This window comes from Trichocoleus desertorum AS-A10 (assembly GCF_039962155.1).
GTDB lineage: Bacteria > Cyanobacteriota > Cyanobacteriia > FACHB-46 > FACHB-46 > Trichocoleus.
The window spans coordinates 179,574-191,261 of sequence record NZ_JAMPKN010000011.1 but is presented as its reverse complement, the minus strand read 5'-3'; the positions used below and the strand labels follow the sequence as shown (position 1 = coordinate 191,261).

Here is an 11,688-nt window from a genome sequence, read left to right as displayed (position 1 = left end):
GTTGATTGGTTAAGTCTTTTCGCGAGATTGGATTGCGTGCGACCAATGTCTATTAGGTATCTTTGAAATACGGTTATTTCCATTCTAGGTTAGGGTTTTAAAACACGTCCTAGTTTATACAAGGATTTCAGAGTTTTTGGCGAACCTAAGGGGGATTTTATTCTCGCTTCGGTTTGCCAAAGTTTAGATGGGTTCACCCTTGCTCGGGGCGTTTGGTAGCTGCCATGATAAAAGCATCTACACCTCTATTATCCAAGGTGGGCACTCAAGATTACAAAGACATAGCTCCCTGATGCTAGGCGCGACTTAGCATCAATTTGCAGGCAAGCCTACGATAGGAACTGACAGCTATCCTGGGACGGAAAGCAATTAAACTGACCCATACTTACCCTTGTTCAGTTCAAATGAACTCAAACAAGTGCGCTAAAAATTATTTTATTATCAAGGTTCAAAATCCGTTCAACTTTTTGGAGCTTCTCGAGTGTAATAGGCAGATAGAGCAACTTGAGCGGCCTTCTCTTGCAAAGTGCCTTCAGCAGGTTGCTGCCCTAGCTCCACTGGAATGGCTACTTTAGAAGCACAGCTTTTAATGCCTTCTGCAAGTCTGCTGTAGCTCCAGCGATGAATACTGTTGCGGAAGTGCTTAGCGTAGCGTTGCTGTCGCTCAAACTCATTGGGAAACTTGCGTTGAGCCCTAACCTTAATATCAGACTCAATGCTTTCTCGAATATCACCTATTTTAGGCAAAGCAATACTACTGGCTTGCCATTTCAGAGCCAATTTAACGATTCTGGAAGCAAGGAGGCGATCGACATACTCTCCTAAATTTGACTCAGCGTTCGACTCAGCATAACGGTTCTGTTTTTGCTCTTGCGTTCGGCGTGCTGCATTTTTTTGTTGCTGTCGATGATGGCGGCTGATTAGTCGGTATTTCTCTAACCGCAGCTGCGTAGCACTACGATTACCACGTTTAACTTTAATAGTGCGATTAGAGAGCAATTGCCTGACACTTTGATACTCCACAACCTTTTGTGTGGTCATATCCATGACAACGACGCCTACAGGCTGCTCTCGATTGAAACTGACTCCAACTAAAATGTGAGGTTGAGACTGGTAGGAAAGCTTGTTGGGCCGCTTTGGAGTAGGCTGTTGTAGGGCAGTTAGGGAACTAGTACTTGCTCTAATCCTATCTTCGCGATTTTTCTGCTTCTTGGCTGAATCTTCAGATCCTTTGCTAAGTTCGATATCCTTACGAAGTTGCTCAGTCATCGCCTTTTTCAAGCCGTCAAGCTTTTTACCTGTTTCAGTAATTTTTTCCTGTCTGACTGTTTCTGTTCCTTCAGCAGTAAGCAGTCTCGGATCAATCGTGAAGTGAAGGTATAGACGATGTGACTGCCAAGGTTCAATTGGTTGCTCAGAGTGACTTTCATTAGCTGTTGAAGCTTTCCTTTTAGACATCTTTTTGTAAAGCTTCTGGTCGTCTTGGTTCCAAAGCAGTTGTGCCGTTTTCAGCACCATTAAGCCAAGGCTGTACTTTTTCTCGTCAGGCAGTTGATGATAAGCCTGCCAATCTGTCACAATCTGCTGGAGGATAGGGAGCTGGCGGCGATCGCATTGAACTTTGAAAACATCATCCGATTGCTTCAAAAATTTTCTAAACCCATTGAAATTAACGCAGATTCGATCGCTCGATTTCTTTTGCTTCTTTTTACATCTACGTTTTTTGGAGCTTTGTTTCTTGTGCTCACTCCCTGATATTTCCAGTTCCTCCTCGCTGGTCTGAACAGACCAGAACAGGTCACTGCCACTACCAAACAGGACTGGATAGTGCAGAGTATTAAAAAGTTGAATTTGCCTTTAGAAGCTGCTCAGATAGTTAAAGATGAGGACGAGCGTGTCAAGATACTAATCGCACTAGCCAACAAACTGCCCCAAAATCTTCTGCCCATAGCGCTAGAAGCTACTCAGGCAATTAAGGATGACTTCTCTCGTGCTCAAGCATTGACAGTACTGGCAAGTAAATTGCCTGAGGTACTCCCTAAAGCGCTGGAAGCTGCTCAGGCAATTAAGGATGACTTCTCTCGTGCTCAAGCATTAGCGGCACTGGCTCTCCATCTAGTTAATGCTTCAAATTGCTTTAATGTCTGGAAAAGTTTAATGCATTTTCTCTCCTATCGTACTCGTCCTAACCTGCTAAGTGACATAGCAGCTTTGAATCTTGTAATTTCTGCTCTAGGTGATGAGGCAGCTATTACAGAAACGGCTCAAGCTATTCAAGATGTGACTAAGTGGTAGCCATAACTTATGGCTAAACCTATTGCGACCCAATTACAAGTGATTTCCTTCCCCAACCTTCAACAATCCTCAGAAGGCTTCACAGGTCGATCGCAGCTTCTCAAAGAAATGACCACTGACTCAAGCAACAAGACCAACAGTTCTTCATTTTGATGGGAGAGCTGGGAGTAGGGAAAAGTGCGATCGCTGCTCACCTCATCTAGAACCTGCCAATGGCGACAGAGTATGCAGAGGTTGCGATCGCCAACTCTAATTTGTGGATCCAATATCTCAAGGCTTAAATATGAGACATGATTCGGTTTAAAGATAAAAAGGTAATCGAAAAATTTATGACATCATTCAATTTAAACTCTTGAACAGAAATATTTGAGATAAAATCTGGCCTAAATGGTTACCTAGCTAAAGCTTCAGCCAGGTTTAAACTCTCAAGATAAATGGACATTAATCCTTTAAATGCGACAAATAATTCTTTAAAGGACACCATTTGTCTTTATAAAGAATTAATGTCCAATTTTACGAATTTTGGGGGTTTCAGCTTCTAGCAGGCAATTGACCCCTTCAAAATTCCGGTTTAAGGAATTAATGTCAGTCGATAAAATTATATTGCATTTGTTTCTCGGTGGGCTGTCTGAGGACAGTCTGTAGCGTTTGTAGCAGCTCTTGAATGGTGTAGGGCTTGGCAATAAAGTTCTGGATGCCGTTTGCCCCCTGCAATTTGTCGTTCGAGACAAAGCCACTGACGGCAATCGCTTTAATCTGCGGATTAATTTTTTGCAGCGTTTGAATGGTGGTGGGGCCATCCATCGATGGCATCATCATATCGACTAGGGCGACAGCAATCTGGTCTTTGTGGCGAGCGCAGAGTGAAATCGCTTCAATGCCATCGTGGGCTGTTAGCACATGATAGTTATAAGCTTCCAGCGCCATTTTGGTTGTTTCTAAAATCTTTGTTTCATCATCGACCACCAGAATCCATTCGGCATTGCCATTGGCTGGATTAGCAGGTTCTACTTGAATGGGAACAGATGCTTCTACTGCTGGCAAGAATACTTTGAACTCAGTTCCTTGACCCACCTTGCTAGACACATCTATGAATCCTCTATGACTTTTAACAATGCCCCTCACCGTAGAAAGCCCTAATCCTGTGCCTTTGCCCAGCTCTTTAGTAGTAAAAAAAGGTTCAAAAATTCTATCTACAATGTCCGGTGGCATGCCAGTTCCGGTGTCTCTCACAATCAGTCCAATGTAGGAACCCACCGAGGCATCCAGATGCAGGCGGGCATAGGGTTCGTCTACAAACAGGTTTTTGGCAGAAATAGTGAGTGTACCGCCGTGAGGCATGGCATCACGAGCATTGACGACCAAGTTCATGAGCACTTGATGCAGGTGCGTGGCATCACCAGACACCAGCCCAAGCCCTGGTTCCACGTCGATGACCAGCTCAATAGATTTAGGAAACGTCTTTTCAGCAATCTGCTTCACTTCGTGGATCAGGTGTTTCACTTGCACGATCGCCTGTTTACCCTCGACCCCACGCGCAAATTGCAGCACTTGCTTCACCAGAGCCGCTCCCCGTCTGGTATTCGTTTCAATAATTTCAAACAAATGCTGACTCTGCTGATCGGCATGGGGAAACTTGAACTGTAACAATTGGGCTGTGCTGAGAACGGGAGTCAGAATGTTGTTGAGATCATGAGCAATGCCACCCGCCAGGGTTCCCAAACTTTCCAGCCGTTGCGTTCGCAGAAATTGACTTTCGAGCTGTTTCTTTTCCGTGATGTTGGTATTGACGGTCAAGATCGATTGCGGTTCTCCTTGGGCATCATGCATTAAGGTCCAGCGACTCGCCACAATGATTTCTTGACCTTGGCGATCGACTTGATACAATTCACCTTGCCAGGTGCCAGATGCTTTTAAACTGCTTTGAGCACTTTCAAGCTGATCGAGCGAGTCTGAGGGATACAATAGCTGATTTGCGTCTTGGGCGATCGCCTCTTCCGCACTCCAACCGTAAACCTGCTCTGCGCCCTTGTTCCAATACTGAATTTTGTTATCTAAATCTCGGACGAGGATGGCATCCGTGGTGATGTTGAGCAGAGCTGCCTGTTCCCGGATTTTATCTGCTGCTTGCTTATGCTGTGTCAGGTCCAGCACAAAACTCACGATCGCCTCTTGCGATTCATCCAGCAAAGCGCCACCGACCATGACTGGAATCCGGTAGCCATCTTTATGGAAGTACTCCTTCTCAAAGGCATTAAACGCTCCCGAACTGGCGAGTTCTGCCACTGCGACTTGGCTGAAATGGTTATATTCTGGAGGGGTGAGCACTTGCCAATTGATATTACCCGCTTCTAAGTCAGCGCGATCGTACCCTACCATTTGCAAAAAGGCAGCATTTGCGTCTGTAATACTGCCGTCTAGCTTGCTAAAAATCACGCCAATCACATTGGATTCGATCAGATATCTAAATCGAGCTTCACTGCGCTGTAAGGCTCTAAATGCTTGCTCATGTTCTACCTCCAGGTGTTGGCGTTGTTGAATCTCCTTCTCTAGTCGCTCATTTTGTGCTGTTAAGCGCTTGGTGAGGTTTTGCAGCCGCACATGAGTATTGACTCGAGCCAAAACTTCTTCATGATGTAGCGGTTTCGTGATGTAATCAACTGCGCCCAGATTTAAGCCTTTAACTTTATCTACGTTATCGCTAACTGCCGTGAGAAAAATAACTGGGATCTCTTGGGTAGCGGGGTTTGCCTTCAAGCGGCGGCAGGTTTCAAAGCCATCAATTCCAGGCATGAGAACATCGAGCAAAATCAGATCAGGAGGTGCATACTCTGCCAGAGCGATCGCTCTTTCTCCGTCTTCTGCGATCACCACTTTGAAACCCGCCGCCTCTAGTAAGTCGAGCAGCACATCTAAATTTGTGGGCATATCGTCCACAATTAAAATCACATCTTCTTCAGTTATGCCTGTATTCATAAACGCCTCTTAAAGTTGGTTTAAAAATTCCAAAATTTGCCGCCCCTTAAATTCTTTGGCTAACTGTTTTAAGTGGGTGGTAAACGGCCTCAACTGTGGGTCTGACTCTTCTAATTGGATCGCTCGTCGGGCAATGGCTCGTAAATCTCCTCGCATGACTAAATCCAGAAAGATAGCCAGTTCTTCAGCGGGTGGAGTGGGGAAGTCAGCCGCAGCTAAGGAGGACATTATGAAGTTATTTTCTGGCTGATCTTGTTTCCAGGGTGCCCCAGTTTCGTTAGCATTTTCGTAAATCCATTCTAGTTTTAAGTGTGCTTGTAATTTCTGGAGTAACGCGTCTTCTCGGATGGGTTTCGGCAGAAAATCGTTGCAGCCTACTTTGAAGCTCTGTTGCTGATCGAATTCAAAAACGCTAGCCGAAACTGCAATCACGATCGTGTCTTGCAGAACTGGCATCAACCTAAGTCGTCGGGTGGCCTCAAAACCATCTAGATTTGGCATCACCAAGTCAATCAAGATAGCATCGGGCCGAAATGATTGCGCCTTGTTCAATCCATCTTCACCATCCACAGCCTCTAACATCTCAAATCCGAGCGGCTCCAAGAGATTGACGAGGATGGCGCGGTTTGTAGGCTTGTCGTCTACCACTAAAATTTTCCGCTTGTCGCCTTTGATCGCGGCGATCGCTCCCTTTGAGGTAGTCGTAGCCTCTATTGGTGCCTGAGTTTCTGGTAGCTCTAGATCAAACCAGAACGTGCTGCCTACCCCCAACGTACTCTGGACCTGAAGCGTGCCGCCCATCATCTCTACCAATTGACCGCTGATCGCCAGTCCTAACCCGGTTCCTTCGGTTTTGCGGCTATTTTCACCGACTTGTTGAAACGGCTGAAAAATCTCCTCTAGTTCATCTGAGGCAATGCCAATGCCAGAGTCTGCAATTTGAAAGCGAATTTTCTGCTCGTGATAACCTACCTTAAAAGCGATCGTTCCAGTTTCGGTGAATTTAACCGCATTGCCCAGCAGATTCAGCAAGACTTGACGCAAGCGTTTGTCATCGGCTCGAATCACTTTAGGTAATGGAGACAAAGTTTGGTAGCTTAACGTAATCCCTTTTTGCTCAGCTTTAATTCTGCAAATCTCAGCAATGCTATGTAAAAACTCATCAAAATGAAACTCCCTCGGATACAGTTCCATCTTGCGGGCTTCAATTTTAGATAGATCTAAAACATCGTTGATTAGGTTGAGGAGGTGCTCTCCGCATTGATGAATGATGGCAATGCGATTCTGTTGCTGTTGGGATAGTTCTCGGTCTTTTTGAAAAATCTGGGTATATCCCAAAATGCCATTCAGCGGGGTCCGCAGTTCGTGGCTCATGTTGGCCAAAAACTCACTCTTGGCTTGGTTGGCAGACTGAGCAATTTGCTCTGCCTTTTGGCGATCGCGTGCTTCTTGCTGTAGCTGTACCGTCCGTTCTTCAACTTTTGCTTCTAATGTTTTGCTGTAATTCTCTAACTGTTCGTGGGATCGCTTCAAGTCGGCATTAGCAAGGGCTAAATCTTGATAAAGACGGGCATTTTCAATGGCGATCGCGGCTTGTGAGGATAAAAGCTGTAAAACTTTAACTCGTTCTGCTGTAAAAGCACCTGCAGTTAAATTGTTTTCTAGATAAAGAATGCCAATTAGCTTGCCTTGATGCACGATGGGCGCACCCAAAACAGATTTTGGTTGGTGATCGAGAATGTAGCGATCGGTGGTAAAAATCCCCTCGCGAGTTGCATTATTTAGAACCACACTTTCCTGAGTTTGCCGCACATAATTAATGATGGACAGCGGGATCTGCTGGCTGGTTTCTACCGCGATCGATTGCTGAACAATAACTTCATTTTGCTTTGCCTGCCCAGTCGCTTCAATAAAGAGTTGTGCATCTTTCTCTAAAATGAGTACCCCTGTTTCCGCACCCGCATTTTCTAGCAAAATTTGCATCAACGTTGTTAGTAGTTTACTAAAAACGATCTCACCCGAAAGAGCTTGTGCAGCTTTCATGACCGTGGCTAAATCCAGGTTGTGCTCCGTTCCAGGATGATTGGTTGTCCTTTGAGGGTTGGTTGTGTGTGTGCCGCTCTTAGTAGCAGCTTTAGCAAAAAATTGAGGATATTTTTCTTCTAAATGCTCCACTTTAGCTTGAGCACCCCAGATTTGATAGGCGTAGTGCGCTTTTTGAAAGTAGAGTTGGGCGATCGCGTCTCTACCCCACGCTAAATAGAACTTAGCAGCTAGTTCATCAGCTAGAGCTTCTTCATTGATGTACTCATTTTCTTTGGCCGCAGCAATGGCTTTGTCATATAGTTCCATTGCTTCTATTTTCTTGCCTAAAACGCGATGCCGTTCTGCCTCTACTAAATAGTATTTGTGTAAATGATTCATGGGGGCATGATGCGCCCAGTTTTGCAGTTTTTCTTGATTGGTTTGGACGCGTTCTAGAATATTTTGTTGCTCAATATGTGAAGCTTCAGAATAGCTAGCTAGTCGTACTAAGGAATCATAAAAATAGAAGATTACAACCGTGAGTTGTCCTGTAGATGCTCCGAAAGAACTCTCTATATGAGGGATATGTTCTAGAGCTTCTCGGTAATTTTCAAATCCATAACAAAGCACCAGTTTGTGCAAATATAGGTAGTGGAGTGCCAGTTGGTTATTGGTTTGCTGATGTAGTGGCAGCATTTTCGCTTCGTCGTAAGCTTTCCCCTTTAACTGGCATAGATTTTGGGTGCCTTCCATCAGGTTTAAGATGGCTTGCCAACAGATTTTTGTATTATTCAGCGCTGTTTCTTGGCTGATATTATGGAGTGCATCTGCGTAAGTTACTATTTCTCGTTCGAGCTGTATGAGTGGTTGACCCGCAAAAAACGAGTAATGACTCCACACCATAACGGCATAGCCAGCATATTCTAAATCTCCAGTTTCCAGTCCACTAGAGAAGGTTGATAGAAATGGTTCTAACGTAGTTCGGACATGGTCTTTCCAGTGTTGAACGCCAGCATAGACCAAATGGCAGGTCTTGGCTGCGATTTCTTTGGCATTCAACTTCGACACGAGACGTAACGCTAATTGACCGAACTCATAGCCCCGCTCAATCTCTCCTACCGCTCCACAAAGCAGCAGACTGTAGACAGCATAGGCAAAGGGAGATACAGCAGCGTTGCCGTATTGCACAGATAAATTGACTTGTTTGCATACGGTCAGAGGCACCAGTGAGGGCATGCCAGAATAGCAAGCAGAAAAGATACTGGACAAAATCCTGATCGCAGCGAGTTGATGAGGATCGCTCATTGCAGGGAGATCAATTAATGCCTCAGTTGGCGTTCCGCTCAAAATTGCGGCAGTTTCTCCTAGAGCCTGCCCAATATCCGCTGGATTTGGCACGTCAGGAAACTCTATCCCCAACTGCTTTAAGACTCGCAATCCTGTATTCAGTGCTGCTAGTAGCTGTTGCTGCCCCATATTAGCTTGAATCTGGATTTCGTACACTTTGACGCTGTCCAACAACGTTTTGGCGCGGTTTTGCACGATTGCAGCCAATCTCTGCATCTCTTCAAAGCCACCGCTCAAAAATGCAGCCTCCGCTGCTTCAGTATGCAGGGATAATGTCAGGTCATATTGATGGTTCCAGCTATCTTCGGCTAACAACTTCAGCCCAAATTGCAAATACGCGATCGCCGCTGCATAGGCCGTTGCTGCCTTAGCTTTTTGGCCAGCAATTAAATTAAGTTTGGCAATCTCAATCTGTTCCGCTTTATCTGTAACTAGCTCAATGCCTAAATTGAGGTGATCGACAATTTCAAATATCTTTTCTGATAATGTTTCTGGGGATATGTTTCGCCAAAGTAAACGACCGATTTGCCAGTGAGTCGCTTGCTTAGAAGTATCCTCAATCAAGGCATAGGCCGCCTGCTGCACCCGATCATGGAGAAACCTAGATTCTAGGCTGGTTAGATATGTATCTGTGAGATCTGGGGGAAGGGTTAACTCAGAGGCGGGTAATACTAATCCTTCTGCGATCGCTGATTCTAGATCTTGATAGGTTGCAACTGGCGATCGCTTATAGATAATTGCTAGCGTTTGCCAGTCAAACTGGTTGCCCACACATGCAGCTAACTGCAACACCTGTTGAGTCGATTCAGGTAGTTTTCGCAGCTTCTGAATCATCAATTCAACGACATTATCGGTAATGTCAAGCGACTCGATTTGGGTAATATCCCACTGCCAGCTAGCTTTCCCGTGGTTCGAGAGCGGATTGAAGGTTAGCACGCTTTCCTGATATAGCGTTTTGAAAAATTGATTCACAAAGAAGGGATTGCCCGATGTTTTGCGAATCACTAATTCAGCTAAGGATAAGACAGACGTGATATCACTATGCAGCGTATCCGCAATCAGATGGCTAACATCCGTGAGAGTTAAGGGAGCCAGAGTGATTTCATGAATAACAACGGCTTTAGCGCGTAGTGTCTCTAGAGCGATCGTCAAGGGATGGCTCAGACTCACTTCGTTATCTCGATAAGCGCCAATTAAAAACAAATAACCTATTTCTGCATCAGTCAATATTACATCTAGCAGCTTCAGCGTGGCGGCATCAGCCCATTGCAAATCATCGAGAAACAGAACTAAAGGATGCTCAGGCGAACAGAATACCCGGATAAAGTTTTGGAAAACCAGATTAAATCGGTTTTGAGCTTCCGTAGGTGCTAACTCCGGAGCAGGAGGTTGTTCGCCAATAATCCGCTCTACATCCGGAACTACATCAATCATGACAGAAGCGTTGTAGCTCAAAGCGGCTAAAAGTTTAGTTTTCCATTGCGCTAGTTGGGTTTCGCTTCCCGTCAGAAGTTGTTTTACCAGTGACTGAAAGGCGCTGATGAGGGCAGAGTAAGGGACATTGCGCTGGAACTGGTCAAATTTGCCAGAGATGAAATATCCTCTCGCGCTAACGATCGGTTTGTGAACTTCATTGACTAACGAGGATTTACCAATGCCAGAGTAGCCCGTAACCATCAAAGCTGCCGTTTTGCCAGCATTGACGTGATTGTCCTGCGGACACGCTACGCGAGCGAACGTACTCATCAATAAATTAACCTCGCGATCGCGCCCATACAGCTTTTCTGGAATCGAAAACTGGCTAAATAGATCGAACTCTCCCACCTGGAAAGGAGAAATTGTGCCAGTTTGTAGCCTCTCTAGACACAACTCCAAGTCAGCTTTCAGCCCCAGCGCACTTTGATAACGCTCCTCTGCCGTCTTAGCCAGCAACTTCATGACAATGTTAGATAGTGCCTCTGGAACTCCTGAATTGACCAGATGAGGTGGAACGGGGGTTTTGGCAATGTGACAGTGAATGATTTCTAGCGCGTCGGTTCCTAGAAACGGCAACTGCCCAGTCAGCATCTCGTAAAAAGTAACGCCTAGAGAGTAAAAGTCAGTGCGGTAGTCGATCGAGCGGTTCATTCTCCCAGTCTGTTCGGGAGACATATAGGAAAGTGTGCCTTCCAAACCATTAATGCTGCTAATCGTTGAATTTTCTCTGGATAGACGGGTAGCAATCCCAAAATCAATCAGCCTGACTTCACCTGTTGCTGGGTTCACCAGAATGTTGTAAGGCTTAATATCTTTGTGAACAATATTTTGCTGATGCAACTGCGCCAAGATTGCAGCTAAATAGATCGCAGTTTGTAAAAAATTGTTTAACTCAAAAGGTCGAGTGGCGCTCGCTTTTGCTAAAGATTCTCCATCAAAATCAGACAGAATTAGAGCTAGCCCATTGCCGTAATTTTCTAATGCTAAAGGCTTAACAATTTCTTCAATTTCTAAGTCTTGCAGAATTTGATATTCATGCCTCAACTGATTCAGCTGATTCACCGTTGGATATTCGGCTTTCAGTGTTTTGATAATGACCGTTGATCCCAGATCACTTTGAGATGCTCTTCTAGCTCGATAAACGCAGGTTGTAGCCCCTTCATAGAGAACTTCGAGCAAGTTGTAGCCAGCGATCGTAGAACTCATTTTCTTTTTTGTGGTAATACGGGTGGGTGGTCAATGCTCGACTGTTATCTAGGCTCATTCTTGAAAGAGTTACTGAATGAGCGATTGGACACGACAAAGTTAGCAGCATTACGATCACGTCTATCTCTAGAATAGATGACAAGATTTAGAGACTATTGTCGAAGCGGCCCTGCGGTGCTGTTGTGAGTATTAAAGCTCTACGAAAGGATTACCAAAGTTCTAGCAGAAAAAAGGTATCAGGGTGGTTTAGCAACTCTGGTCAAGCAAGCATTTGGGGAGCATTAAATGGAACTAGAAATTAGCCAACATGCTGAGGAGACGAAAGGCTTTCAAGTGGAACCCAAACGATGGATGTTTGAGCGC

Annotated in this window: 5 protein-coding genes; 1 reads left to right on the top strand and 4 read right to left on the bottom strand. The window is 45.1% G+C overall.

Going from position 1 to position 11,688, the window contains the following annotated elements; all coding sequences use genetic code 11:
• Positions 1-459: 459 nt before the first annotated feature.
• Positions 460-1,797: a type V CRISPR-associated protein Cas12k gene (cas12k, locus tag NDA01_RS16405; RefSeq protein ID WP_348228777.1), complete on the bottom strand. Its 1,338-nt coding sequence runs from the start codon at positions 1,795-1,797 to the stop codon at positions 460-462.
• Positions 1,798-1,827: 30 nt separating this feature from the next.
• Here cas12k and NDA01_RS16400 point away from each other — a divergent pair, with 30 nt between their 5' ends.
• Positions 1,828-2,295 carry a hypothetical protein gene (locus NDA01_RS16400; protein ID WP_348228773.1) on the top strand — a complete coding sequence of 156 codons (468 nt, stop codon included), beginning with the start codon at positions 1,828-1,830 and terminating at the stop codon, positions 2,293-2,295.
• Between the two features lie 59 nt (positions 2,296-2,354).
• On the opposite strand, the gene NDA01_RS16395 is transcribed toward NDA01_RS16400, so the two are convergent.
• The 3 genes from NDA01_RS16395 to NDA01_RS16385 all read right to left on the bottom strand — a co-directional run bounded on the left by NDA01_RS16395 (position 2,355) and on the right by NDA01_RS16385 (position 11,325).
• A complete protein-coding gene (locus NDA01_RS16395; RefSeq protein WP_348228772.1) occupies positions 2,355-2,561 on the bottom strand; it encodes a hypothetical protein in 207 nt (68 codons plus the stop codon).
• A gap of 319 nt (positions 2,562-2,880) precedes the next feature.
• Positions 2,881-5,271 (bottom strand): hybrid sensor histidine kinase/response regulator, encoded by a 2,391-nt coding sequence (locus NDA01_RS16390; RefSeq protein ID WP_348228771.1) that lies wholly within the window; start codon positions 5,269-5,271, stop codon positions 2,881-2,883.
• 9 nt (positions 5,272-5,280) lie between these two features.
• The gene (locus NDA01_RS16385) at positions 5,281-11,325 is read right to left on the bottom strand and encodes a hybrid sensor histidine kinase/response regulator (RefSeq protein WP_348228770.1); all 6,045 of its coding nucleotides are present in this window, start codon (positions 11,323-11,325) and stop codon (positions 5,281-5,283) included.
• Positions 11,326-11,688: the final 363 nt, after the last annotated feature.